At 57.5% G+C, this 21,853-nt stretch carries 30 protein-coding genes and 2 tRNA genes; 22 read left to right on the plus strand and 10 right to left on the minus strand.

Translation table 11 applies throughout. From position 1 onward, the window contains the following. The first annotated feature begins 4 nt into the window (after window positions 1-4). The 3 genes from DIC75_RS00830 to DIC75_RS00840 are packed head-to-tail and all read left to right on the plus strand — an operon-like array spanning window position 5 to window position 1,261. A complete protein-coding gene (locus DIC75_RS00830) occupies window positions 5-574 on the plus strand; it encodes a DNA-directed RNA polymerase (protein WP_250986121.1) in 570 nt (189 codons plus the stop codon). 1 nt (window position 575) lies between these two features. Further along, window positions 576-776, plus strand: coding sequence for a transcription elongation factor subunit Spt4 (gene spt4 / locus DIC75_RS00835; RefSeq protein WP_250986122.1), 201 nt, complete (start codon window positions 576-578; stop codon window positions 774-776). Continuing rightward, a complete protein-coding gene (locus DIC75_RS00840) occupies window positions 776-1,261 on the plus strand; it encodes a GTP-dependent dephospho-CoA kinase family protein (RefSeq protein WP_250986123.1) in 486 nt (161 codons plus the stop codon). The genes spt4 and DIC75_RS00840 overlap by 1 nt, the downstream gene beginning before the upstream one ends. A 45-nt stretch (window positions 1,262-1,306) precedes the next feature. Here DIC75_RS00840 and DIC75_RS00845 read toward each other — a convergent pair whose 3' ends face one another. Continuing rightward, window positions 1,307-2,566, minus strand: a complete 1,260-nt coding sequence (locus DIC75_RS00845; RefSeq protein ID WP_250986124.1) for an RNA-guided endonuclease InsQ/TnpB family protein — start codon at window positions 2,564-2,566, stop codon at window positions 1,307-1,309. 194 nt (window positions 2,567-2,760) lie between these two features. On the opposite strand from DIC75_RS00845, the gene DIC75_RS00850 reads away from it, so the two are divergent. The 5 genes from DIC75_RS00850 (at window position 2,761) to DIC75_RS00870 (ending at window position 5,662) form a co-directional block, all read left to right on the plus strand. Further along, a complete protein-coding gene (locus tag DIC75_RS00850) occupies window positions 2,761-3,054 on the plus strand; it encodes a 30S ribosomal protein S24e (RefSeq protein ID WP_250986125.1) in 294 nt (97 codons plus the stop codon). A gap of 5 nt (window positions 3,055-3,059) precedes the next feature. Then, window positions 3,060-3,215 (plus strand): 30S ribosomal protein S27ae, encoded by a 156-nt coding sequence (locus DIC75_RS00855; protein ID WP_250986126.1) that lies wholly within the window; start codon window positions 3,060-3,062, stop codon window positions 3,213-3,215. A 113-nt stretch (window positions 3,216-3,328) separates the two neighbouring features. Further along, window positions 3,329-4,912: a bifunctional N(6)-L-threonylcarbamoyladenine synthase/serine/threonine protein kinase gene (locus DIC75_RS00860; protein ID WP_250986127.1), complete on the plus strand. Its 1,584-nt coding sequence runs from the start codon at window positions 3,329-3,331 to the stop codon at window positions 4,910-4,912. Beyond that, window positions 4,909-5,487 carry an RdgB/HAM1 family non-canonical purine NTP pyrophosphatase gene (rdgB, locus tag DIC75_RS00865; protein WP_250986128.1) on the plus strand — a complete coding sequence of 193 codons (579 nt, stop codon included), beginning with the start codon at window positions 4,909-4,911 and terminating at the stop codon, window positions 5,485-5,487. The genes DIC75_RS00860 and rdgB overlap by 4 nt, the downstream gene beginning before the upstream one ends. A gap of 28 nt (window positions 5,488-5,515) precedes the next feature. Further along, window positions 5,516-5,662: a 50S ribosomal protein L40e gene (locus DIC75_RS00870; RefSeq protein ID WP_214020928.1), complete on the plus strand. Its 147-nt coding sequence runs from the start codon at window positions 5,516-5,518 to the stop codon at window positions 5,660-5,662. Window positions 5,663-5,739: 77 nt separating this feature from the next. On the opposite strand, the gene DIC75_RS00875 is transcribed toward DIC75_RS00870, so the two are convergent. Next, on the minus strand, window positions 5,740-6,390 hold the full coding sequence (locus DIC75_RS00875) for a putative phosphothreonine lyase domain-containing protein (protein ID WP_250986129.1): 651 nt from the start codon (window positions 6,388-6,390) through the stop codon (window positions 5,740-5,742). 43 nt (window positions 6,391-6,433) lie between these two features. Continuing rightward, window positions 6,434-7,198, minus strand: a complete 765-nt coding sequence (locus tag DIC75_RS00880) for a sulfide-dependent adenosine diphosphate thiazole synthase (RefSeq protein ID WP_250986130.1) — start codon at window positions 7,196-7,198, stop codon at window positions 6,434-6,436. Between the two features lie 139 nt (window positions 7,199-7,337). On the opposite strand from DIC75_RS00880, the gene htpX reads away from it, so the two are divergent. From htpX to DIC75_RS00905, 5 genes are all read left to right on the plus strand, one after another. Further along, a complete protein-coding gene (gene htpX / locus DIC75_RS00885; RefSeq protein ID WP_250986131.1) occupies window positions 7,338-8,219 on the plus strand; it encodes a zinc metalloprotease HtpX in 882 nt (293 codons plus the stop codon). Between the two features lie 71 nt (window positions 8,220-8,290). Beyond that, window positions 8,291-8,361: transfer RNA gene (locus tag DIC75_RS00890), tRNA-Gly, on the plus strand. A 2-nt stretch (window positions 8,362-8,363) separates the two neighbouring features. Further along, window positions 8,364-8,437, plus strand: a tRNA-Val gene (locus DIC75_RS00895). A 271-nt stretch (window positions 8,438-8,708) separates the two neighbouring features. After that, window positions 8,709-8,948: a hypothetical protein gene (locus DIC75_RS00900; protein ID WP_250986132.1), complete on the plus strand. Its 240-nt coding sequence runs from the start codon at window positions 8,709-8,711 to the stop codon at window positions 8,946-8,948. Window positions 8,949-9,215: 267 nt separating this feature from the next. Continuing rightward, entirely contained in the window at window positions 9,216-10,427 is a 1,212-nt protein-coding gene (locus DIC75_RS00905; protein WP_250986133.1) for a radical SAM protein, read from the plus strand. 434 nt (window positions 10,428-10,861) lie between these two features. Here the strand turns inward: DIC75_RS00905 and DIC75_RS00910 are convergent, their stop codons facing one another. The 3 genes from DIC75_RS00910 to DIC75_RS00920 all read right to left on the minus strand — a co-directional run bounded on the left by DIC75_RS00910 (window position 10,862) and on the right by DIC75_RS00920 (window position 11,850). Then, the gene (locus DIC75_RS00910) at window positions 10,862-11,083 is read right to left on the minus strand and encodes a hypothetical protein (protein ID WP_250986134.1); all 222 of its coding nucleotides are present in this window, start codon (window positions 11,081-11,083) and stop codon (window positions 10,862-10,864) included. 249 nt (window positions 11,084-11,332) lie between these two features. Beyond that, on the minus strand, window positions 11,333-11,668 hold the full coding sequence (locus DIC75_RS00915; RefSeq protein WP_250986135.1) for a type II toxin-antitoxin system PemK/MazF family toxin: 336 nt from the start codon (window positions 11,666-11,668) through the stop codon (window positions 11,333-11,335). Beyond that, the gene (locus DIC75_RS00920) at window positions 11,653-11,850 is read right to left on the minus strand and encodes a hypothetical protein (protein ID WP_250986136.1); all 198 of its coding nucleotides are present in this window, start codon (window positions 11,848-11,850) and stop codon (window positions 11,653-11,655) included. The genes DIC75_RS00915 and DIC75_RS00920 overlap by 16 nt, the downstream gene beginning before the upstream one ends. A gap of 106 nt (window positions 11,851-11,956) precedes the next feature. Between DIC75_RS00920 and DIC75_RS00925 the strand changes: the two genes are divergently transcribed. Further along, complete coding sequence (locus tag DIC75_RS00925; RefSeq protein WP_250986137.1) at window positions 11,957-12,115, plus strand: hypothetical protein; 159 nt, start codon at window positions 11,957-11,959, stop codon at window positions 12,113-12,115. Between the two features lie 156 nt (window positions 12,116-12,271). Next, the gene (locus DIC75_RS00930; protein WP_250986138.1) at window positions 12,272-12,907 is read left to right on the plus strand and encodes a hypothetical protein; all 636 of its coding nucleotides are present in this window, start codon (window positions 12,272-12,274) and stop codon (window positions 12,905-12,907) included. A gap of 388 nt (window positions 12,908-13,295) precedes the next feature. On the opposite strand, the gene DIC75_RS00935 is transcribed toward DIC75_RS00930, so the two are convergent. Then, window positions 13,296-13,850, minus strand: coding sequence for a DUF3795 domain-containing protein (locus tag DIC75_RS00935; protein ID WP_250986139.1), 555 nt, complete (start codon window positions 13,848-13,850; stop codon window positions 13,296-13,298). Window positions 13,851-14,084: 234 nt separating this feature from the next. Beyond that, window positions 14,085-14,585, minus strand: a complete 501-nt coding sequence (locus DIC75_RS00940; RefSeq protein WP_250986140.1) for a shikimate kinase — start codon at window positions 14,583-14,585, stop codon at window positions 14,085-14,087. Between the two features lie 300 nt (window positions 14,586-14,885). Here DIC75_RS00940 and DIC75_RS00945 point away from each other — a divergent pair, with 300 nt between their 5' ends. From DIC75_RS00945 to DIC75_RS00970, 6 genes are all read left to right on the plus strand, one after another. Further along, entirely contained in the window at window positions 14,886-15,023 is a 138-nt protein-coding gene (locus DIC75_RS00945) for a hypothetical protein (RefSeq protein WP_250986141.1), read from the plus strand. Window positions 15,024-15,418: 395 nt separating this feature from the next. Further along, window positions 15,419-16,120, plus strand: coding sequence for a recombinase RecT (locus DIC75_RS00950; protein WP_250986142.1), 702 nt, complete (start codon window positions 15,419-15,421; stop codon window positions 16,118-16,120). Window positions 16,121-16,380: 260 nt separating this feature from the next. After that, window positions 16,381-16,722 carry a DUF2769 domain-containing protein gene (locus DIC75_RS00955; protein WP_250986143.1) on the plus strand — a complete coding sequence of 114 codons (342 nt, stop codon included), beginning with the start codon at window positions 16,381-16,383 and terminating at the stop codon, window positions 16,720-16,722. 215 nt (window positions 16,723-16,937) lie between these two features. Further along, a complete protein-coding gene (locus tag DIC75_RS00960) occupies window positions 16,938-17,261 on the plus strand; it encodes an antibiotic biosynthesis monooxygenase family protein (RefSeq protein ID WP_250986144.1) in 324 nt (107 codons plus the stop codon). Window positions 17,262-17,296: 35 nt separating this feature from the next. Then, the gene (locus DIC75_RS00965; RefSeq protein WP_250986145.1) at window positions 17,297-18,082 is read left to right on the plus strand and encodes an alpha/beta fold hydrolase; all 786 of its coding nucleotides are present in this window, start codon (window positions 17,297-17,299) and stop codon (window positions 18,080-18,082) included. Between the two features lie 173 nt (window positions 18,083-18,255). Further along, window positions 18,256-19,068 carry a flavodoxin family protein gene (locus tag DIC75_RS00970; RefSeq protein ID WP_250986146.1) on the plus strand — a complete coding sequence of 271 codons (813 nt, stop codon included), beginning with the start codon at window positions 18,256-18,258 and terminating at the stop codon, window positions 19,066-19,068. Window positions 19,069-19,129: 61 nt separating this feature from the next. Here the strand turns inward: DIC75_RS00970 and DIC75_RS00975 are convergent, their stop codons facing one another. Further along, window positions 19,130-19,621: a putative immunity protein gene (locus tag DIC75_RS00975; RefSeq protein ID WP_250986147.1), complete on the minus strand. Its 492-nt coding sequence runs from the start codon at window positions 19,619-19,621 to the stop codon at window positions 19,130-19,132. A gap of 373 nt (window positions 19,622-19,994) precedes the next feature. Then, a complete protein-coding gene (locus tag DIC75_RS00980) occupies window positions 19,995-20,468 on the minus strand; it encodes a hypothetical protein (RefSeq protein ID WP_250986148.1) in 474 nt (157 codons plus the stop codon). A gap of 543 nt (window positions 20,469-21,011) precedes the next feature. On the opposite strand from DIC75_RS00980, the gene DIC75_RS00985 reads away from it, so the two are divergent. Further along, window positions 21,012-21,683, plus strand: a complete 672-nt coding sequence (locus DIC75_RS00985) for a hypothetical protein (protein ID WP_250986149.1) — start codon at window positions 21,012-21,014, stop codon at window positions 21,681-21,683. Window positions 21,684-21,853 lie beyond the last annotated feature (170 nt).

A 21,853-nucleotide genomic window follows, 5' to 3' on the forward strand; every position in this document is an offset into this window, starting at 1 on the left:
AACCATGTACTATAAGATGACGCTGGAGGACAAGGTGCGCGTTCCGCCGCACCGCCTCGGGGAAGACCTGGAGAAGGTTATTCTCAACGTACTGCAGGAACAGCTGGAGGGCAGCATCGCAAAGGAGATCGGTATCTTCATTGCGGTCACGAAGATTCTCAACGTCGGCGAGGGGGAGTTGATCCCCGGAGACGGTGCGGTCTACTATGACGTCAGGTTCGAGGCGGCAGTGCTCCGCCTGGCGCTCCAGGAAGTGATCGAGGGCGAGGTGGTGGAGACGACGAGTTTCGGCGCCTTCATCAGCCTCGGGCCCATCGACGCCATGCTCCACGTGAGCCAGATATCGGACGAATACATCAACTACGACGAGAAGAACGGCAGGCTGATCTGCCAGGACTCGAAGCGGTCCATCGCCGTCGGCGACGGTGTCCGGGCCCGGATCGTCGCGCTCTCGTTGAACGAGCGCGAGCCGAGAGAGAGCAAGATCGGCCTCACCATGCGGCAGTCGGGGCTTGGAACTTTGACCTGGCTGGAAGAGGAACTCGAAGAAGAGAAGAGGAAAGGAGCGGCATAACATGGTCGTCCGTAAGAAGGTGGTCCGGGTCTGTCGCGAGTGCCACCGGGTCGTCGAAGGGGAGAGTTGCGTGGTCTGCGGCACGGCCAACCTGAGCGAAGACTGGGCGGGCTACGTCGTGATCATCGATCCGGAACACTCGGAGATCGCAAAGAAGATGAACATCACCATGGCCGGCCGGTACGCGCTGAAGGTTCGTTGATGCTCCGGCTTCCCGAAGCGCACCGGGATCTCTTCAAAAAGCCGTTCGGCACCCTATACGGGAATATCGACGAACTCCTCCCACGGCTTGAAGGCCGGGCAGTCTACGCCGTCGGGGACGTGGTGACCCACAACCTCCTCGCCGCGGGGGTCGTCCCGGATATCGCCATCATCGACGGCTATACGATGCGCATGCCCTGCACCCGTTCACCCCTGCTCCGGGCGCGACGGCTGACGGTGAAGAACCCTCCCGGCACGATCACCGGCGAACTTGAGGACGCGATCGGGGAGATCGTCCGGAACCCTCCCGGGGTGATCTTCGTCGACGGCGAGGAAGATCTTGCAGTCATCCCGCTCGTCCTCGCCGCGCCCACCGGAGCGGCCGTCCTCTACGGCCAGCCGGGAGAGGGGGTCGTCCTCCGGCTCGTTGATGCGCCGGCGAAGCAGGAGGCCACGTCTATGCTGAATGTTTTCGTGCGCGAGTGAGGGATGCGGTGAAACCCGTTCCCGCGCTCCATCCCAGAGTGTGAACTACCCCCCGCTTACGCAGGGGGCTTCCTGCGAGTGTCCGGGTCTCTCAGGGATTGCCAGACCTGTTTGTCGCAGATTACCAGCAAAGTGCCGGTAGCCCGTCCACAGGGCATTCTGTGATAGGAACCTGACCATGATGTTGACCGCACTGTTTCGGTCGCGATCCAGGGTGTTCCCGCATTCACATGTCATCACTCGTTTCCAGAGCGGCATCTCATGAAGCGCCCCACAGACACAACAGGTTTTGGTCGTGTTCTGTTCATCGACTGTTATTACTCTCTTACCTGCAAGGGCTGCCTTGTAGGTTAAAAGTCCGATGAACCTTGATAGGTGTCCCGTGTTCTGGGTGGAGCGGTTGAGCCCGGGGGTGGCCTGCCAGGATCGGGGCATCTGTTTCACGCTCAGATCCCCGACGAGGATCGTGGCGGCCCGGGTGTTCGCAATGAGTTTCTTGCTCGCTTTGTGCTGGAAGTCTTTGAGCTGGTTGCTCTGTTTCCGTTCGCACTTCCGCTTGAGTTGATTCAGCTTTCGCCACTTCCGGCTCTTCTTCTTACAGTGGTCCCTTCGGGCCTGCAACTCAGCGATCGGGGTTTTCCAGTACCTGTCGGGACGAGCCAGGGGGACCTCGATGAACTTCCCATGACTGTTCACCCCGACGTGTCTGGTGACCCCCAGATCAAACGCCTGATAGAGGCTGTTGTCACGGTACTCCTGCTGAGGCTGGACTTCGTGAACAATGGATATGTAGTATGCTCCTTTGAGGTCGTCGTGGAACAGATCAACCTGTTTGGCGCTGGAGAAATGAACCCCTTCGGGGAGGGCGAAAGACAGGGGAACCGTGTTGTAGAAGTGGGAGAATCGGATCTGGACACCCTTGAACGTGAACCCGCTCTGGTTGTAGCGCAGCGTACAAAAGTGATCCTTACCCTTAAATCCTGGAGGGTTTGCGTCCACATCCCCGGCCTGTCGCAGGGCAAAGAACGACCTGAAATTGTCGTCCAGAGACTTCAATGTAGTCTGGAGCACCTTAGAGTAAACCCATCGGTACTCTGGATACTTCTTCTTCAACGCAGGAAGAGCTTTCGCCTGCTGCACATACCCGATATGCTGCTTATCGGGTCGATCCTTGTTCTCCTGATAGTTCCGCAACCGATCAGCAAGCGCAAAATTGTAGACTAACCGGCACTTCTCGGAGAGATGCCAGAGCACGTCCTCCTGTTCGGGCGTGACCTGAATCTTGATCTTCGTGGTAACGTACATCGGGAGCTCTCCTGCCGGTTATCACGTTAATTTTTGACATACTTCGGCATAATGAATAGCCGCGCGGGGTGAAGGTGAATCCAACATTTGGGCGCCGCTCCCATCCCCCAGCGTGCGCAGGGAGGCTTCCCGCTCTACCCCTTCAACCCCCACAGAGTATAAATAAACCCCCAAACAATATTTTAGGGATATCGATGGACTTCGAAATTACCCGTGATGTGAGGAACGAGGTGTTGAGCAGGCGTGAGGTTTCGTTTACTCTCACCTTCGACGGACCGACGCCCTCGCGGAAGAGCATTCAGGAGAAGCTCGCCGCGTTGCAGAACAAGGATGTGAACCTCGTCGTGCTGGACCTTGAGCGGACCCGGTTCGGGAAGATGGAACTTCTCGGCCGTGCCCGGATCTACGACGACGAGGAGACCAAGAAGTCGACCGAGCGGGAGTACCTGCTCAAGCGCGGCGAGCCGAAGGCCGAGAGCGAGGCGTGAGAAGCATGGCGGTCAAGAGACACGAGTGCTACGAAGTCAAGGGCGATGCGGCGGTTCTGCAGAAGCGGCACTGCCCCCGGTGCGGCCCCGGCGTACTGATGGCCGAGCACAAGGACCGGGTGGCCTGCGGCAAGTGCGGCTACACCGAGTTCCAGAAGTAGGTCCTCACCCCCTGATACCAATACGGTCCCGGCCACGGTTTACAGGCCGGGGCCGGTCTTTTTCGTAACGTGACGAACGGAACGATCGGGACGAACGGAGCGATACCTGTTTTATGTCTGATATAACACTCGATGACGGGCTGGTGCTGGGTCTCGAGGGGACCGCGTGGAACCTCAGTGCCGCCCTCTTCGGGGAAGACCTGGTCGCCCTCCACTCGTCGCCCTACGTCCCGCCGAAGGGAGGAATCCACCCGAGGGAGGCCGCGCAGCATCACGCCTCGGCAATGAAGGAGGTCGTCTCCCGGGTGCTCACGGAGCCGGAGCGTATCCGGGCCGTCGCCTTCTCCCAGGGGCCCGGGCTCGGCCCATCGCTGCGGACGGTGGCGACCGCCGCACGAGCCCTCTCGATCGCCCTCGGCGTGCCGCTCGTCGGCGTCAATCACTGCGTGGCGCACGTCGAGATCGGGAGGTGGGCAACGGGGTTTTCCGACCCGGTCGTCCTGTATGCGAGCGGCGCGAACACGCAGGTGCTCGGCTACTTAAACGGCCGGTACCGGATATTCGGGGAGACGCTGGATATCGGCCTCGGGAACGCGCTCGACAAGTTCGCCCGGAGCCACGACCTCCCGCACCCGGGCGGTCCGGTCATCGAGACCCTTGCACGGCAGGGAGACTATATCGAACTTCCTTACACGGTGAAAGGGATGGACCTCGCCTTCTCCGGGCTCGTCAGCGCCGCCCAGGAGAGCAACGCGAAGCTCGAGGACGTCTGCTTCGGCCTGCAGGAGACTGCGTTTGCAATGTGCGTCGAGGTGACGGAGCGGGCGCTCGCGCATGCCGGCAAGGACGAGGTGCTGCTGGTCGGCGGGGTCGGTGCGAACGGGCGGCTGCAGGAGATGCTCGAGGTCATGTGCGAAGAGCGGGGAGCGGCGTTTGCCGTCCCGGAGCGGACCTACCTCGGCGACAACGGCGCGATGATCGCCTACACGGGCAAGATCATGCTGGAGCACGGCGCCGTGCTCTCCCTCGAGGAGTCGCAGATCCGCCCGGGCTACCGGGCGGATGAGGTTGAAGTCGCCTGGCGGACGGAGCCCGGCGAGATCTTTGCCGCCGCCCCGCACGAGGACGGCGTCGCCCGGGGCGCCGAGGCGGTCGTGGAGATCGGGGAGGAGCGGGTGGTCAAGCGCCGGACGAGCAAGCGCTACCGGAACCCGGGTCTCGATCGGCGACTGATCGCGGAGCGGACCCGGGCCGAGGCCCGCCTGATCGCGGCGGCGAGGCGGGCAGGCGTCCCCACCCCGGTGATCCGGGACGTCACCGCGGATACGATCGTCATGGAGCGCGTCGCGGGAGAGGTGCTGAAGTACGTTGCCACGCCGGAGAACATCTACCTCGCGGGTGAGGCGGTCGGGAGGCTGCACGGAGCGGGGATCGTTCACGGCGACCTGACGACGAGCAACATGATCGTCCGCGACGGCCAGTGCGTCCTGATCGACTTCGGGCTTGCGTCGACGTCCTCAGAGGTCGAGAGCCGCGGGGTCGACCTCCACGTATTCTTCCAGACGCTCGAGAGCACGACGGAGAACTTCGGGGAGTTGAAGGAGGCCTTTATCAGGGGATACGCGGGCGTGTTCCGGGGGGCGGATGAGGTCCTCTCCCGGGAGCATGAGGTCGAACTGCGGGGGCGCTACCTGTGAGGCTCGCGGTGGTGACGAGCAACGCCAACAAGGCGCGGGAGGTGGCGGCCTACTTTGCGGGGGTGCTGGAGGTCGAGCACGTCCCGCTCGAGTGTCCGGAGTACCGCCACGACGATGTGGGAGAGATCGCCCGGGCGAAGGCGGAGTTCGCCTACCAAACGCTCTCTCGCCCGCTGATCGTCGACGACACCGGCCTTTTCGTCGACGCGCTCCGTGGGTTCCCCGGGCCGTACGCCGCCTACGTCCACGACACCATCGGCAACGCGGGGGTTCTGAAGCTCATGGAGGGTGTCGAGGACCGGAGCGCCCACTTCGAGACGGCGATCGCGTTCGCGCGCGAGGACGGCATCAGGATCTTCCGGGGAATCCTCCCGGGGACACTCGTCGCCCCCCGGGGTGAGGGCGGGTTCGGCTACGACCCGATCTTCGAGCACGCCGGGCGGACGCTCGCCGAGATCCCGCTTGCCGAGAAGAGCCGGATCTCTCATCGGGCGCGGGCGCTCGAGGCGTTCCGCGCCTGGGTCGAACGGGCGGCCAAAGAAGGCAGAACTGTTAATAGTAGCAAGAACGAATAGTACCAAACTGACAAGTGGTGTTTTCAACATGGCAAGATTTCCCGAAGCTGAAGCACGTCTGCTCAACGTAAAGATCTGTATGAAATGCAACGCCAGGAACGCAATCCGCGCGACCCGCTGCCGCAAATGCGGCTCCGACGAACTCCGCGCCAAGTCCAAGGAACGGAAGGCGTAACGCACCCGGCCGCGCAGAGGCGGTCCCGGCATACTCTTTTTTGCGCAGGTTATGGGTGAGCGGGAGCGCCCCGCCGTTCAGGCGCTGTAGTAGGTGACCTTTCGGCCCTCTTCGCTGTACTCGCCCCGGTAGGTCTCGATGTTACGCTTGTAGCCGATCCGCTCCAGAAATCCGAGGTCGCGGAGCCGCTCGCGGACCCGCATCACATCGGCCTCGTCCGCCCAGTCCCGGGTGTAGACGTAGATGACCGACCGCTCGTCACGCGAGTCCGGGTTCGGTTTGGCGGTGCTGACCTTCGCGGATATCCCGAGCGACCCCTTCACCGTCTCGTCCCGGACCTTCCTCCACGCCTCGTCCACCTCGTCCGCGGGGACGAATATGAGCCATTTCCCCACCTGTTCGTCGTCGAGGCCTCTCGCCGCGGGCCCGGGGGCGTCCTGGACGATCCAGTACATCCGGGTCGTCTTCGAGGGGAGGGCCCCTTCGCCCGCCTTGAGGGGTGCATAGATCGCATCGATTCCGCCGAACAGCCGGAGGAGCGCCTCGGCGAGCACCGGGTAATCCTCTTCGAACCGCTCGAAGATCTCGCGGACGTCATCTTCAAAGTCGGCCCCCTGTTCGACGAGTTCGAACAGGTACGGGCCCCGGGCATGAAGTTCACGGTTGAGGTAGACCTCAAAGATCCCGTACGCGACTTCGGCCAGGGACTCCGGATCGATCTCTGCCATACTTACTGGTAACCACCGGGGCGGTAAAAATGGTTTTGAAGTGTTACCGGCCCAATCTCTCTGCGACGAGTGCCGCGGCACGCTCCCCGGACAGAAGCATCCCCCCGAAGATAGGCCCCATGCGGCACTCCCCGGCAACGGCATTCGCCGCCATCCCGGCAACGAAGAGGCCGGGGAAGACTTCTTTCGTGTGATCGAGGATCCGGGACTCGGCACGCTCGGCCCACATGAAACTCTCGCCCTTCACCCGGAGTTCGCCGCCTTTCTTCTCGATCATCCTGGCGATCATGGCATCGTGACCGGTCGCGTCGACGGTGCAGGTGCAGGCCACGGTGAGCGGGTCGACGTGCAGCCCGGCCATATCGACCGGCGTCCAGTTGATGACGAGGCCGCCGACCCTGCCGTCGCCCCTGACCACGACGTCCTCAACGGTGGTGAGGTTGAAGAACTCGACGCCGGCGTCGCAGGCTGCCGAGGTGAGTTTCGCGACCGCTTCCACCGATTTCGCGACGTAGTAGCCCTCCTCGAACTCCCTGTAGGCGATACCGAACCGGTCCAGGAGCCGCCGGGCTTCTTCCTGGACGACGATCCTCTGAAACATCATCCCGCCGCCCCACATGCCGCCGCCGATGCTGAGTTTCTTCTCGATGAGTGCGCACGAGACGCCCCGCTCCCCGAGGAGCGCGGCACAGGCGAGCCCCGAGGGGCCCCCGCCGATGACGGCGGCGTCCATCTCGAGGTGGTCGATGAATGCCCGGTGCTGCTCCTCGAGAATGGCCCTGCTGATGGTCACTTCGTTCAGCGTCATCGGTTCTAATGTATATCGCCCCGGTGTCATAAGGACACTGGCATACGGTGGAAACGCACCGGATCGCGGTTCAAACGGGAACGCTCAGGGAGTTTCCGGCGTACATCTTAATATCGATCCGGTCCAATAGATCTTCGTCATGAAGTGGACGCGCGACTTCGGTCTCACGATGAGGATGCTTTTGACGTCGTTCCTGCTCCTCATAGTCTACCTGATCTTTCTGGGCATCCTTTCGGCCCTGGGATTCGGCTTTGAGTTCCTTCTCTTGGTAGCTGCCGGCATGGCATTCGTTCAGTACTTCTTCTCGGACAAACTGGTCCTCTGGAGTACCGGCACGCGTATCGTCGGGGAGGACGAATATCCCGAGCTGCACCGGATAGTCCAGCGCCTCGCTACCGAGGCGGATCTCCCCATGCCGAAGATCGGGATCATGCAGTCACCCGTCCCCAACGCGTTTGCCACCGGGCGGAACCACAAGAACGCCGTGGTTGCCGTCACCGACTCGATCATGCGGACGCTCAACCGCGAGGAACTCGAAGCGGTGCTCGCTCACGAGCTCTCGCACGTGAAGAACCGGGACATGCTCACCCTGACGGTGGCGAGTTTCCTCTCGATGCTCGCGTTCCTGATCATGCGGAACTGGCTCTTTATCGGCCTCTTCGGCCGACGGGACAGCAACGGAGGCGCATTGATCCTGGTCTTCATCGCCTCGATCCTCGTCTGGGTGGTGAGCACCCTCCTCATCCGGGCGCTCTCCCGCTACCGGGAGTTCGCGGCGGACCGGGGCAGCGCCGCCCTGACCGGCAACCCGAGGGCACTCATCTCCGCTCTCCAGAAGATCAGCGGGCGGATGGATTACATCCCGGCAGAGAAGAAACAGGAAGTGGAGGGGGCAAACGCCTTCTTCATCATCCCCGCCCTCTCGGGGAACACCCTGATGGAGCTCTTCTCCACGCACCCGCCGCTGGAGAAGCGGGTGGCCGCCCTCGAGGAGCTGCAGGCGGAGATGCGTGGATACTGAACCCGGCCGGGTTCTCTCCACCCAATATTTAATATTCAGCACGGCCTATCTATGTAGGCATACCGTGCATTGCATCGATGGTCTAGTGGTATGACTTTGGCCTTCCAAGCCAATAGCCCGGGTTCAATTCCCGGTCGATGCATGGGGCTCGTGGTCTAGCTGGTTATGACGTCGCCTTCACACGGCGGAGGTCTCGAGTTCGAATCTCGACGAGCCCATCATTAACGACTTCTTTTGGCGTTAAAACGAGACAATCGCGGCCCATCCCTGTTCTGGCGTTATTCACAAGCGCATCTATCAAACGGGATGCGTTGTTCGTGTTGTTCCTCAACCATTCTAACGTTTCAGGCGACAACGTGAGATGCATTTGACTCCTTAATCTCTTTGCATGTACCTTATATTGCCTATGGAGGGCGGGATTAAGATAGGGTGGCAATTAAGGCATAGATATATATATTATAATGACACGGGCCACGATTGGTGTGAGAGATGGTCGATGGTGAAATGTCTTCAGGGATAAGAGAATTGATAGTTGAAGAAATAACAAGGGCAGTGCTTGAGAGATTACCAGCTGAAGGATTAGAAAGACTAGCTGGAGAATTCGAACTCTTTGAATATAATTGTACGGGAAGCGGATTCACCTGCGGGCAGAGATATGTATGTAACGCAAAAGGGCATTCATGCAAAGGAGTATTTGATTGCATGCAGAGTTTCGTTTGGAGGAAGTAGGACCTTGATTGCTCGATAACAAGATCAAATCATATCATATGGCGAAAAATCTGAATCAGTAAATGATCTGTCTCAGGAAATCCATGAAAAGATCGTGAGACGTTTAGCCTAAAGCAAGAAAGCGGATAACCACACTACTACCACTGTGAAGTCAAGGATACACATATGGAACCGATTATAGGTGTATTAAAGGTGAACACTCTTGTGCTAATCATTTTATAGTGAGGCACTTTTGTAGTAAGGTGTTGCATAAGCACTGGAGATAAAATGGAGGATAAATTTAGTGATCTGGTACAGCAAAATCTATTTTCCGAATCACCAGATATTCCATATTTAAAGAGTATAATAGAATCCAATTTAGAATTAAATTCGGAAGATACAAATGAACTTATCTATAGTATTACATTAAAATTAAATTCATCTCTCTTTCCACCCGTAACTGGCATAGAATTAATTTTAACAGAAGGATGCAATCTTGCGTGTTCTTATTGCTTTGAGAAGGATATGGCAGGACATAGTAAAATGCCAAGAAATATCGCTGCTAAAGCGATAGATTTATTGATCGATTATTCGAATGATTGTTCAGAATTGCATATAACTTACTTTGGTGGAGAGCCTCTACTTAATTACTCTGTTATGCGATATATTACAGAATACGCCCAAGAGCAATCATCATTACGAAATAAATCAATCAATTTCAATATGACTACCAATGGCACATTATTAAACCGCTCAATTGTCGAATATTTATCCAGCAACAAAATAAAAGTATTAGTGAGCGTTGATGGACTTAGAAGGACGCACGATAAACATCGAAAAGATAAAAATGGCAATGGGACATTTGATCGTGTCTATAAAAACCTTAAACTGCTAAAAGAAAAGCAGCCGTGGATTGGCATTAAGATGACCATTATGCCTATTGAATGCAAATATCTATTCGATGATGTCATAAATTTATATAATATGGGTGTAAACCAGTTTCTTATTGGTCCGGCAACTGGAGTAAGTTGGTCAGCTCAGACCATAAACACCTATTTATCACAATTAGAAAAGCTTTATGAGTGGTATTTCAGTTATCCTCGATCAGATTTAAGAATCAATGAGTTCGACGAAATAGAGAATAAGCCTTTCTTTGGGTGTCATGCAGGTAGAACAAATATTGCAGTAGGCATAGATGGACAAATTTCACCATGTTCAAAGATACTAGCCATAAATAATACCAATCTTTTATCCAAATTAGGGAATGTCTACCTCGGTTTAACAAATTTTAAAAACCGATTGAGATTAAATGAATGTTCGGAACTTCATGTAGAATGCGAGCGCATGGGCATATCAGAAGAATATCGAGGGGGCTGTTATGCAAGTAATTATTATGAAACTGGAAGTCTATTTATTCCCAGTATGAAGGATCATAACTTCGATAAAGCACGACACTCACTTTCAGAAAAATTTCAACAATTAAAAAGAATTACTAATTGATATAGCAAAATATCAGTGGGGGTGGGAAGTTATATGGATTCGGATGTAGAAGAAATCAGCGAGAATTTGGAGGTACTTATTGAGGAAATTACTCAAGAAGTCCTCGAACAAACATCTGCTTGCAGAAGCGATATAATTTAGCAAGAAAATGCCCAAATAACCAAAATTACAGACATCTCGGTGATTATACATGTCCCAAGGGCAAGACGTACGAATGCTAGGTAAAAAAAACATGCCTGCCTAGGAATGTTTGTTTGTGCCAGCGTACATAGTTGAAGACGGTAGTTGCAGCATCGGTGAGATGATTATACGCCTCGATGATATCCTTCCGTCTCCGGGACTGTCCTGTCCTTCCCTGACTTCTTGATTTGTATCTTCCGTCTCCAGCTCTCCAGCCTCCGAATGTGATCCCGGAGTAACTACTTCTTTTCTCCTCACGAAACACCCGAGATAGGATCGCAGTCTGCCTCCCCTGTGGCGGCCACTACCTCTTCCACACACTCCGCCGGGATGCCGTAGAGGGCTGAGGTCTCCTCGACGATCTGTCGGCGGGGGATACCGTCGCGGAGCATGGCGGCAACGGTTCGCTTGAGGTCGTGCGTGATCTCCTCACCTTCATACGTTCCGTTCACGCGGGCGTATTTGAGCGTGCTCATACTCGCGCCCCTCCCGCCGGGTGAGTTCCCCGGCCAGGGCATCGCGGTGGTGGAGATATCCGACAGGACGGTTCGTGGGCTCGAAGGTGCCAGGGTCGCGAAAGAGGATCTGCTCATGGTGGAGAACAGGCGAGCGTGTCGTGGCTGAGTCTGGAAAGGGGCTGCTAAATGCGAACCGTGCGCGGTTGAAAGCGAGCGGGATGCGAAGACCGCAACCGCTGACTCCCAACGAAATGTTGGGGCAGGAATTTATTCCGCCTGCAGGATCCCGATGATCCGATCGATGACCGATGTGACGGTCTGGTCGTTGAGACGGCCGGCTCGATAAAGAATCAGATCGACGCTGGCAGAAAAGAGCCGGTTTGGCCGGATGTTGCTCGGTTTGTGGAGCGTACCCTCTGCAAAATTCACGTCGGTGATACCAACGGCATAACGATCCCGGATCTGCTGGCTCGTGATCTGGCAGAGGATGACATCGTCCCCACCGGGCGCCGCAACGACAAGAGCCGGGCGCCGTTTCACGGTTGAGAGATCGGAGAAGGGAAACGGTACAACGACAACATCGCCCTTCACAAATCGCTCCACGCCTCTTCCTCCTCGGGCCGGAGCCAGTCTTTCCGGAGCACAGGCTCGCTCGCGAGGGCGGTGTCCGGGGCAGCCTTCCGGCGCCGGGACTTGAGGAACCGGATGAAATCGAGCACCTCACCGTACGTCCGGGGCGGAAGGTCGCTCAACTCACTGATGATCTCCTCTTTTACGTGCGTCATGACACCTTCACCTCTGCGGTATAAGATCCTCTGGTGCTTCAATCTACATATCTCTGTCTGAAGAGGAGTTGTTACCAGGGCGAGCTAGCCCCGGCACTGAGAAAAGGTGCGGGTTGCGACTCGCGACAGTTCATCAGAACCGGAGCGGGAGAAGACCGAAGATCTTCGAGCGAGGATTTTGAGGCACGGTTACGGGCGCTGGGGGGCCGATGGGGTCGCCGGCAGCGTGGTGGCGGTGCTGGTGAAGGTGCTCGGTGGGGGATAAGGCAGTGTAAGAGGGCTCCCAATGCCCGACCAGAACCACCACCCCACCCTCCCCGAACGCCCACACACCCAATTGACACCCCAGGCAAATCAAGAGGTTCCCGTGAACATTTCAAAACCCCTTTCACGCTGCACGCAAGAATCCTGTACACGTACCATGAACGATGGAACGACACCCTATTCAGACCGGGAGATCATCAACAGGTGGGCGGTTGCAGAGATCGATGCCGGCATCTCCCGTATCCTCTCCGCGAAGGGATTGATACGCCCGGACGCGGAGAGGTGCATCGGTTTCTTCTACGTGGATCACGAGGAGGGCATCACCTTTCGTATCCATTCCCTCTGCCGGACCGGGGCCGGAAGGCCGGAGATCGTCGCGAACTTCGAGAACCACGGCGAGGGACTCATACTTCACTCCGACGAGGTGGGAACGTATACGCTCCTCTCAAACGATGAAGCGAACGATCTCTCGCTGCTCGAGGAACAGCGATGGCGCCTCTATTACGAACCGGAAGCGCTCCAGGCAGTAAGAAAAAGGGTTGACCTCGACAGGTTCAGGGCTCCGGGGTATTTCGACGACGTATCGGTGATCCTTTGCTCGAACGACCGGGAACTGATCCCCGAAGGCGTGTGGGTCCGCCTGGAAGGCCAGTCGGACGACGGCGCCTCATTCCGGGGAACGCTCCTGAACGAACCCTACTCGGACTTCGGCGTGCACGAAGGGGAGATGGTCACGGTGACCTTCGCCGAGGACGAGGAAGGGCGGTTCCTGGTCGCAGAAACGGGGTCGTAATCCCTCACCTCCGGATGGCCGGGACCTGGACACCATCCGGAAGAGTATACTTCTTGCCAGGGGGTCTCTGCTGCAAAAGGCAAAGGAAAACAAACGAGAGGATATCTCCACCGCTAAGTACCCGGTTTACCGATTCGCGATCCTATAGCCGATGTATCCTCCCACAAGCGCCCCTACGAGCCCGCTGGATACGAGTGCGGTAGTTTCACCGGAACCCAGGATGCCCATAAGTGAGGCGACGCCGAAAAGTGCCCCTATGAGTGTAAAAGATATCCGCTTGAGCATCGGTAAGAGAGCCCTCTACTCCAGAGCAGAAAAGACAATCGGAACGGTGAGGAAGGTTAGTCAGAAGTTTAATGGAGTGTGAAGCGAGAAGTCGCTACCGTGCTTACTTCCTCAATTTTAAGCGATAGTCTCTCCTCGAAGCGATCTCATCAAGAATCCGATGAAGAGCCTTTGACTTTGCCCTGACATCAAGTCCCCCGGATTCTTCTCTTGCCCGGGACAGCGCTTCCTCAAGGTCTTCAAGTTCCAGAACAGTTGCAGCAATGCAGTAGTAGCTTTTTGAACGGCCTTCGTTGAAGTCTTTCAGCATCTCCCTGAGTAAGAACCCGCGTTGTTCCTGTATCTTTTGAAATGCGGACACTCCATGCCGGGATATAAACGAGATATCTTCCTCGAGTGTCTGGTAGCACTTAAAAGAATCGTGCTCTTTACCGGCTTCCCTGTGTTTCTTCCATTTTTCGCACGTATCGCTCTCTTCGCACTCCCAGCAGAATTCGATTCCCTTTCTCTTAACGGCACATGTGATAAACGGGCAACCGACCGCCATTCTGGTTGAGCTCTTGCACCCAGAACATCTACTCTCTGCTTCGGTATTGTACATGGGGCAAAGCCGACAGGAGAGTCCGCAGATTCCGATATCGGGATACTCGATACGCATGATCGTTGTTACGTGCGATATCTCTCCAGATATCTCTTATGATAGCATAGCGGGAGCTCTGTAGATTTCAATCGGGTCCGTGTTCAGCCCGAAGCGCCGGAAGCAGACCTCTGGTCGTGAACCCGTGCTCGAAGAGAGCATCCGGAATTTCCGGGCAACCCTGTGCGAAACCCGGAGTTCTGTCTTCCGGTGAAATCGGTCCGGCCGGCGCCCCTGCGTGCATCCCCGGCCCCCTCACAACGCTTCGATCACGTTCCCGACCACGGACTCGAGGTCCTCGCCCGAACACGCGACGGTGAGATCGGCATACTTCTCGTACAGCGGGACGCGCTCGTCGTACATCTCGCGGAGGCTCTGGCCCGGAAGGAGGAGTATCCCCCTGGTCGTGATGTTCTTGAGCCTCTTTTCCATCTCGTCATACGAGATCTTGAGGTACACGACCACCCCTCCCGACCTCAGGTGCGCCATCGCATCTCCGCTGCAGACCACGCTGCCACCCGTCGCGATCACCGCACGGTGGGGGTGAAGGGAGAGGATCGTCTCTTTCTCGATCCGCTTGAACGCATCCGGCCCGTCTTCGTCAAGGATCTCCTGCAGCATCCTCCCGGCCCGTTCCTGTATCAGGATATCCGTATCGATGAACTGCATGCCGAGGGATTTTGCAAGGATGACGCCCACGGTGCTCTTCCCCGCACCGGGCATGCCGATGAGGATGATGTTTTCGTGGTAATGCATACTGCTCCCGGAACCCGATGGACAGGGGGGCCCTCCTTTGGTACCTAGATGGGATTTCGGGGGAGATGAAGGTTGTTTTGACAAAAAGTGCAACCGCCCGGTGTTGCCCCGGCAACGCTCACAGCCGGGAACGGTATCGGGTGGCATCACGACCCTGCGAAGCAGAAGGTGTTTTATCTGATATCGAAGAACCGCGTTCGATCGAGCATGAATGCGAAAGAGGTAGTTGGAGCGCTTGTCGGCGCCTTTGTAGCTTTTCTCGGCCTGCTATGGTTTTTGCAGGGTACAGGAATTCTTCGGATGCGCCCGATATTATGCATCGCGAATTGCGAGGAAGTCGTCGGCCCATCACCATTCTGGGCGGCGGCAGGAGCGATTGCGTTCATCATTGGGGCCATTGTCGTTGCCGTCAGCGTGAGGCGCGCCAAAACGCCCTGAGACCTATGAACCAGCGTGACTGAGTCTACCCGAAGGGCTACACTTTCACCCCCCGCTCTGAGTATTTTTGCTGTCCCAGGAAGCATCAGACTTGCCCGGAACCCGGGATCGGCGCGGTCAATAGCCCGCACGAGGGGTGTTCGGACGAAATGCAAGAAGGCTGCATCCTCACGGCCGCAGCGCACGTTGAGGGTGAGGGCAAGGCATACTGCTCTCTGTGCAGTCCTGCTCGTGAAAACGGATCGTTCTGCGGGGAGTAGGGCGAACATTGACTATGCAAACGCGGACGGCGGGAAGATCATCCTGATCTGTTCGGTGTGCCGGAGCAAGACGGCACTCAAGAGCGGTCCCCCGGACGCGGGAACCATGGCGAGAACTTCATACGAAGAGGAGGCATGACAACCGATACTGAAATCGCTGTCGCCGGAGAGTATTCGGCACACCAGCGGGAGATTCTACTGGAAACCGTGGCGAAGGGCTGCAGTCCCGAACAATTCATGCTCATGCTGGAACTTGCGAAGAGGTATAGGCTGGATCCCTTCGCCCGGCAGATATGGGCGACGCCTGCAGGGATCTTCGTCGGACGCGATGGGTTCCTGGCGTTAGCGCACGCTTCAGGCAATTTCGACGGGATGGAAACGACGTTTGAGGAACAGGACGGAAAACTGTTCTCAGCGACGTGTACGGTCTACCACAAGAAGATGCAGCACCCTATCCGGGTGACGGTCCGGTTTGACGAGTTCAACAGACCGAACTCGGACGCCTGGAGGCGGATGCCGTATGTGATGCTCCAGAAATGTGCGGAGGCTCACGCGCTCCGGCGGGCGTTCTGCGTGACCGGGCTGTATGATGAAGCGGAATTCCCAACGGAGGGGCCGGCGAGAGGGGCGTTCGCACCGACGGTCACCGTGGACGGTGAGCCGGTCCCGGTGGAGCGGGTGTCGGAGCGGTGCTCCCAGTGCGGGCTGCACGATCCGATGGTCGACGCTTTCCGGGAGAGATACCGGGCGGCGTTTGAGGAGGCGGGGGTGGTCCTCCCCGAGGGCGTTTGTGAGGAGTGCGCGAAGGAGCTCTGGAAACATGGAGAGCCGCAGTGAGGGGAAACGGTCTTCCGGCCCCCTGATCGCTCCTGACGAGATAGAGATCATCCACTCGGACGGGGGAGCCCTTCACCATCGCAATCGACTCGCTGAGAAGGAGTTGAGCGACCCCTCTCCCTTTTCTTTTTTAGTAACGGTTCGGGCCGCCTCCGCCACATTCTGCCGTGGGCACACCCGGCGGCTTGTATCCACACCACAGGTATGTCCATCTTCGCAAAAATTTATTAATACTACCGAGGCCTGTCCGAACGATTTGTATGGCGCAATTTGAGGAGAAGAAGGAAATGATTCCCGAAGACCTGTACGTTCGGATGCAGAGGCAGCTGCTGAGCATGCCCATGACTCAGATCAAGATGAAAGTGGAAGAACTCAAAAAGATATGCCTGTGCCCTCAATGCCCTACGAACAACGACTGCGCGAAAGATGCAGGGGAACTTCTTTTCTGCTCCACCGGGCGCAGCTTCCACTGTATCACGGAAAACAAAGGATGCCTTTGCCCCGGCTGCCCGGTGGCCAGTCAGATGGGGCTCAAGTATCAGACCTTCTGTCTTATGGGGAATGAAAAGGCTCAGCGTTTCGATGCGATGCTGAAGATGTGAGGGGATGGTGTTTTCAGCACCATTCTTGCATGTGTGCGGCTGCATTGCCGGTATTTTTCAGCAGATGTGGCGTCTCAGGGCAATGTGAAACGGAGTAACTTTCTAATTCGTTTTCATCGGAGTTCCATAGGTATTTCCGCTGTGACCACATCCGGCAGTGCCGGCATGACAGTCCGGTAATAACCATTAATAGTAACAAGCGCTACGGTCCTCCGGTGGATCCGTTGGCTCATGAGAGACAGGTTTTCACGGTCGGTCTGTGGATCGTGAAACCCGGAAAGGAAGAAATATTTGTGAAAAAATGGCAGGAATTTGCCCGGTGGTCTCTGGATAACCTGGAGGGCAGCCGGTGGGTGTACATGGTGCAGGACCTGGAACAGAAAAACAAGTTTGTTTCTTTCAGTCCCTGGGATTCCCTGGAGACTGTTGCTGCGTGGCGGCAAACTCCGGAATGCGCATCGTCCATAGCCGAACTCAGGGAACTGTGCGATGAGGTGACGCCCGGGACGATGAAAGAGGTGGCCCACCTCACGCGATAACCCGTCGACACTACGTACGGAGCGAGGAGACGTCAATGGAGACGATACGGTCGAAAGACGGAACGCTTATCGCCTACGAGCGAAGCGGGATGGGGCCGGCACTGGTCCTGGTGCACGGCACAACTGCGGATCATACGCGCTGGCAGACCGTCCTCCCGATGCTCGAGCGGACGTTCACCGTATATGCCGTCGACCGGCGGGGCCGCGGCCGGAGCGGAGATGCGGCGGACTACGCCATCGAGCGTGAGTATGAGGATATCGCTGCTGTCGTGAGTTCTATCCCCGGGCCGGTGAACCTCCTGGGCCACTCCTACGGCGCATTGATCTCTCTGGAAGCCGCTCTCCGCGTCAGCAACCTCCACAAACTCATTCTTTACGAACCAGCCATCCGGTTAGACGGGCCTATCTACCCACCCGGTATCCGGGCTCAAATCCAGGCCCTCCTTGATTCAGGGGACCGGGAAAAGGCACTCTTAATACTGTTCCACGAGATTGCGGGGGTGCCGGAGGACCAACTCGCATCATTGCAAAAAGAGCCTGTGTGGGCGGCCCGTCTGGCAGCAGCGCATACCATCTCCCGGGAACTCGTTGACGAGGACTACATTCTCGACCCTCTGCGGTTCAAAGATCTCAACGTTTCCACATTGCTGCTGTCGGGAAGCGAAAGCCCTGACTTTCTCAGGGCAGCGACGAAGGCGGTGCATGCGGCGTTGCCGAACAGCAGGGTCGTGGTCATGCCCAGGCAGCAGCACATCGCGATGAGCACGGCACCGGAACTGTTCGTCCGCCTGGTCACCGGGTTCCTGACGGAACCGGACTGACCGGGTCGGGGTAGGTTGACCGGGCTGGATTCAGACGCGCCAGAATGCCAGGGCCTTTTGCAGGAGGCCCATTTTTGCATTCACCTTATTCGCTGCCCTTTTTTCCCTTGCAGCCGCACGCACCTGTCGGTGCCGAGAAAACCTATGTATGGGATATATGCTTTTACTGTTACATGGAAGATCGGCCCATAAAGGTCCTGGTCATCATGGGCAGCGCCCGGAAGGCGAATACCTACCGCGCAGCCGAACGGATCCGCGAGATCCTCCAGGAGAACGCAGCGGTGGACTGGGAATACGTCATGCTCAAGGATGTCAATCTGGAGCAGTGCCGCGGGTGCTACACCTGTTTCGACCGGGGGGAGGAGTACTGCCCCATCAAGGACGATGCGGCCCTCCTCGAGCAGAAGATGCATGACGCGGACGGGGTGATCTTCGCCACCCCGGTCTACGCGTTCCAGGTCTCGGGACTGATGAAGGTCTTCATCGACCGCCATGCCTACATCTGTCACCGCCCCCGCTTCTTCCGGCAGAAGGCACTCCTTCTCACCAGCGCCGGAGCGGTGGGAAGCAAGGAGGTGCTGGAGTACCTCAATGCAGTGGCCCGCATCTGGGGCTTCGAGGTCGCCGCCCGGGCTGGGATCGTCTCCCACGCGAAGATGGGCCCGCTCCCCGCCTACCGGATTCAGGAGAACGAAGAGAAGCTGCAGGCGGCGGCAAAGGCCTTTCTCGCCGCGCTCCGGAGGGGAACGCGTGCGAGGCCGGGGCTCTTCGACGTGATGGCGTTTCATATCGGGCGGGCGCCCTGCGACGAGCTGGGCGAGTCGGCTCCCGCGGATCATGCTTACTGGAAGGAGCAGGGCTGGCTCGAGAAGGGGCGGCGCTATTATGTGGACGTGCCGGTCAGTCCGGTCTACCATGCCCTGGGCACGGTGGCGGAGTGGTACCTGCGGCGGCGGATACGGAGGGATTTGAGGGAAGTAGGTTGATGAGCCGGTGCGGATGCAGAAGCGGAGAGAAGGATACAGAGAGTTCGGTCGCCATAAATCATCAAAAATCCTCGTCTTTCTGCAGTTTGATAACAACCCCTCCCCCGCGCTCCAGAACGACAATCCTGCCCATGATCTCCTCCCTCAGCCCCCCGGGAAGCCTTCCTGCCTGCCACTCCCGTTCCCGGGCGACATTCACCACGGCGTTCGCCGGGTCGGCCGCCGCGACGGCCTTGAGGGCGTAGTACGCACCCCCGTAGGCGTGCTGGGGGACGTGCGCGGTCGCCACCGCCTGGCCCGCGGCCCGTGCAGCAAAATGAGCCGCGTCATTCTCTTTCGCATCGCGGGCGGCGGCATGGGCGGCGAGCGACGCCCCGCGGATCTCGGTCATCCTGAACACGCCGGTTCGGGCCCACGTCCGGCAGGCTTCGATGGCCTTGCGCGGCCGGTCGTCCTCGGGATAGGCCTTCTCGAAGAGCCCAAGCACCCGCTCGGCGCAGTCCGCGGCCCAGGCCGCCATCGTTACCTGATCGTCTCTGCTGTACTTTTTCATGAACTAATAACTCCTGGATGCTGTTTTTGAGATTCTTCAAGTAAAAGGGTTGACATGCAATGGCTTTGAATCTTCAATTCAACCAGGAGGTCCGGATCCGTACCATGCGTGAGGGGGAGGTCACAGGAAAAGCAGACGTGGACGGCGAAGCGCGGCTGTCGCTCACCGTCACCAACACGGGGAGACGATACGGGACAGAGGTCGTGCAGACTGGCGGGGGTTCCAGGACGTATACCCTTCGGCCCGCCCGGCAGGCACACCTGAACCGGGCCGGCGCCTCAACTCTTACGGTGTGTTGTTTGAGTCGTGGAACCGGGTGCCGGGCCATCAGAGCAAACTCCAGAGACAGCCGGCACACCAAAAAGAAAAAAAACTATTTTCCGAATCGCTCCGGGAACTGCTGCACAATCCCATCTGATAGCGTATCCGATAGGACGAGAATTTGATCATAGATCTCGTCGTAGGCTTCGATATCAGCGGTGTAGTTTCCATTTACGCGTGCAACGACTTCATCGTTCGTCATCGCGAGGTGCATGTATAACGCTTCCTGTATGGCCGATTCTTCGAAGTTTGGGTTCGCATCCGCAAGGAATGCGGCGATGTCATCTGCATTCTGGTTCCACCGCGCCGAATCGGCATCCACCTGTGATGTGTTCTCCGCCTTCACAGCCTCAATGATATCAACCGCAATCAGGATATGCTCCTTTAGCAATGCGGTCAGGTTATCCCCGGCCTCCTCTCCGTAAAAGGGTTTGATGGCATCGCCAATGTCTTCCTGATTCGAGAGAAGTCGTGCTGCGGTGGCATTGGTATCTGGAGCGTTCTCAAGCGATGATACGATGTACATACGTGTCCAGACAACGTGTTCAGTCCATAATGAGTCCATGGTTGTCCTGAGTTCGAACTCTTCCTGGGAATAGACCAACGGGGTGGTAGTATTATTTATTACGGAAGATTGTGTGTGCTGCGCCGCCATACCAGGTGTAATAACCAGCAGGGTAAGACAAACGCATACAATTCCCATCAAAATAATTCTTTTCCTCATAGCGTGATCCCCTCCTGGGAGAGCGTGCCCACATAACACGCCGGATATTTATGCTTATCTGAAGCGGCGCCGTGTTGCATAAATCCGGTCCTTTGGCCCAAACAGAGAAGATGCCGGACATCCGGCCCGCCCCTTTATGAACGAGATCTTCAATCCTGCTCTATTATCGGGATACCTCACCATGGAATACTAATCTAGAACAATGTAAATTGCCTTACAAGTCAACTCACGTTGACTTACACAGACCCGCCTCACTCACGGGCACCGCAACGTAGAACTGACAGGGCCCCCTAAAGGGCAACCGATCCATGCAAGCGGCGACGCAGCCACCACGGGAGTTGAATAATGCCTCATGAACATTTTACCGGACAACACCGCCGGCTCGGAAGAACCGCAGCCTGGGCCGTCTTCTTCCTTCTCGTGGCATACGCGGTTACGCTGGTCCTCGGGCTCCTCTCGCTCCAGTCGCCAGCGGACCCGATCGGCGATCCTTACTTCTCCCTGCTGGAGCTGCTCATCGTCGTGCTGGCGCCGCTGATGGTCGTCGTCATGGTTGCGGTCCACGGTTACGCCTCTCCCGGAGCCAGGGCGTACAGCCTCACGGCGCTCGCATCCATGGTCATTATGGCGGGGATAACCTCCAGCGTCCATTTCGTCATCCTTACCGTAAGCCGCCGGATCGCGTCCGCGGGGTTCCCGTGGGCATCGTTCCTCTTCTCCTTCGAGTGGCCGTCCGTCGTGTACGCCCTCGACATCCTCGCGTGGGACGTCTTCTTCGCCCTCTCGATGCTCTTTGCCGCGCCCGTATTCCGGACGGGGCGGCTGGAGAAGACGGTCGGGGTTCTCATGGTCGCGAGCGGCGTACTGAGCCTCGCGGGGCTCGCCGGCGTGCCGCTTGGCGACATGAACATCCGGAATATCGGCATCCTTGGCTACGTCGGGGTCAGTCTGATCGTATTTCCCCTGCTCGCGATCGTCTTCGGGCGTGCTCAACCGGCGCCCGGAGAGGCCGGGTGAAGTCCGGTTCGGGATCAGGGATCTGCGGCTACACAGCCTCCCATGGCAGAGTTATCAGGACCGAATCTCAAAGAGCCAGCCCCGGCTCATCAAACAGATGTATGAATAAGGAAAGGCCTGGAGAGGGGCGGGCCGCAAGAGTATATTTATGTGTGCACGGGGGTACACCG

The organism is Methanoculleus oceani (assembly GCF_023702065.1).
GTDB lineage: Archaea > Halobacteriota > Methanomicrobia > Methanomicrobiales > Methanoculleaceae > Methanoculleus > Methanoculleus oceani.

Excerpts from the sequence above, each read along its gene's own strand:
- DIC75_RS00900 (WP_250986132.1), top strand. The coding sequence starts at position 8,709 with ATGGTCGATGGTGAAATGTCTTCAGGGATAAGAGAATTGATAGTTGAA.
- htpX (WP_250986131.1), top strand. The coding sequence starts at position 7,338 with ATGAAGTGGACGCGCGACTTCGGTCTCACGATGAGGATGCTTTTGACG.
- DIC75_RS00905 (WP_250986133.1), top strand. The coding sequence starts at position 9,216 with ATGGAGGATAAATTTAGTGATCTGGTACAGCAAAATCTATTTTCCGAA.
- DIC75_RS00935 (WP_250986139.1), bottom strand. The coding sequence starts at position 13,850 with ATGCGTATCGAGTATCCCGATATCGGAATCTGCGGACTCTCCTGTCGG.
- DIC75_RS00930 (WP_250986138.1), top strand. The coding sequence starts at position 12,272 with ATGAACGATGGAACGACACCCTATTCAGACCGGGAGATCATCAACAGG.
- DIC75_RS00870 (WP_214020928.1), top strand. The coding sequence starts at position 5,516 with ATGGCAAGATTTCCCGAAGCTGAAGCACGTCTGCTCAACGTAAAGATC.
- DIC75_RS00880 (WP_250986130.1), bottom strand. The coding sequence starts at position 7,198 with ATGACGCTGAACGAAGTGACCATCAGCAGGGCCATTCTCGAGGAGCAG.
- DIC75_RS00855 (WP_250986126.1), top strand. The coding sequence starts at position 3,060 with ATGGCGGTCAAGAGACACGAGTGCTACGAAGTCAAGGGCGATGCGGCG.
- DIC75_RS00860 (WP_250986127.1), top strand. The coding sequence starts at position 3,329 with ATGTCTGATATAACACTCGATGACGGGCTGGTGCTGGGTCTCGAGGGG.
- DIC75_RS00980 (WP_250986148.1), bottom strand. The coding sequence starts at position 20,468 with ATGTACATCGTATCATCGCTTGAGAACGCTCCAGATACCAATGCCACC.
- DIC75_RS00975 (WP_250986147.1), bottom strand. The coding sequence starts at position 19,621 with ATGAAAAAGTACAGCAGAGACGATCAGGTAACGATGGCGGCCTGGGCC.
- DIC75_RS00970 (WP_250986146.1), top strand. The coding sequence starts at position 18,256 with ATGGAAGATCGGCCCATAAAGGTCCTGGTCATCATGGGCAGCGCCCGG.
- DIC75_RS00985 (WP_250986149.1), top strand. The coding sequence starts at position 21,012 with ATGCCTCATGAACATTTTACCGGACAACACCGCCGGCTCGGAAGAACC.
- DIC75_RS00950 (WP_250986142.1), top strand. The coding sequence starts at position 15,419 with ATGACAACCGATACTGAAATCGCTGTCGCCGGAGAGTATTCGGCACAC.
- DIC75_RS00920 (WP_250986136.1), bottom strand. The coding sequence starts at position 11,850 with ATGACGCACGTAAAAGAGGAGATCATCAGTGAGTTGAGCGACCTTCCG.
- DIC75_RS00965 (WP_250986145.1), top strand. The coding sequence starts at position 17,297 with ATGGAGACGATACGGTCGAAAGACGGAACGCTTATCGCCTACGAGCGA.
- DIC75_RS00845 (WP_250986124.1), bottom strand. The coding sequence starts at position 2,566 with ATGTACGTTACCACGAAGATCAAGATTCAGGTCACGCCCGAACAGGAG.
- DIC75_RS00875 (WP_250986129.1), bottom strand. The coding sequence starts at position 6,390 with ATGGCAGAGATCGATCCGGAGTCCCTGGCCGAAGTCGCGTACGGGATC.
- DIC75_RS00850 (WP_250986125.1), top strand. The coding sequence starts at position 2,761 with ATGGACTTCGAAATTACCCGTGATGTGAGGAACGAGGTGTTGAGCAGG.
- DIC75_RS00940 (WP_250986140.1), bottom strand. The coding sequence starts at position 14,585 with ATGCATTACCACGAAAACATCATCCTCATCGGCATGCCCGGTGCGGGG.
- DIC75_RS00955 (WP_250986143.1), top strand. The coding sequence starts at position 16,381 with ATGGCGCAATTTGAGGAGAAGAAGGAAATGATTCCCGAAGACCTGTAC.
- DIC75_RS00910 (WP_250986134.1), bottom strand. The coding sequence starts at position 11,083 with ATGAGCACGCTCAAATACGCCCGCGTGAACGGAACGTATGAAGGTGAG.
- spt4 (WP_250986122.1), top strand. The coding sequence starts at position 576 with ATGGTCGTCCGTAAGAAGGTGGTCCGGGTCTGTCGCGAGTGCCACCGG.
- DIC75_RS00945 (WP_250986141.1), top strand. The coding sequence starts at position 14,886 with ATGCGCCCGATATTATGCATCGCGAATTGCGAGGAAGTCGTCGGCCCA.
- DIC75_RS00830 (WP_250986121.1), top strand. The coding sequence starts at position 5 with ATGTACTATAAGATGACGCTGGAGGACAAGGTGCGCGTTCCGCCGCAC.
- DIC75_RS00840 (WP_250986123.1), top strand. The coding sequence starts at position 776 with ATGCTCCGGCTTCCCGAAGCGCACCGGGATCTCTTCAAAAAGCCGTTC.